Genomic DNA, 439 nt, shown 5'->3' on the forward strand with positions numbered 1-439 from the left:
CAACGCTCAAGTCACTATCAAGGCCGGTCAGACTGCTGTTTCCTATGAGCACGCCGCTCAAGGCGATGACGTTTACAAAGACTCGGGCGAAATCAGCTTAGGTATCAAGTCGGCAGCCGACGCTGGCGGCCGCACGTTCGAAAATCTGCAGTTGGGCAACGATGCCTCGGTCAAAGTGACTGACACCATCGACGAAGTTGTAGCTAAGCTCACCGCCACCGATTCGGTCACCGAAGGTGGTCAGATCACTTACACCGTGACCCTGACCAACAAAGACGGCTTGCCGATCGACAAACACGGCGCGCTGACCTTCACGCTGGACGATGGCAAGACCGTCATCACTATCCCAGCCAATGGCACAACAGGTTCGGTCACTGTGACCGCGCCAGACAACGACTACGTCGGTGCTAACGATCCGGTCGTTAAATCGATCGCCAGT

General features: G+C 56.0%; 1 protein-coding gene. It reads left to right on the plus strand.

Features of this window, described 5'->3' with window-relative positions; all coding sequences use genetic code 11:
* Positions 1-439: immunoglobulin-like domain-containing protein (locus ACK59L_RS21520; RefSeq protein ID WP_409275963.1), on the plus strand; the 439-nt coding region annotated here is incomplete at both ends.

The sequence above is a fragment of the Pseudomonas sp. KCJK9111 genome (genome assembly GCF_046231935.1).
GTDB lineage: Bacteria > Pseudomonadota > Gammaproteobacteria > Pseudomonadales > Pseudomonadaceae > Aquipseudomonas > Aquipseudomonas parafulva_B.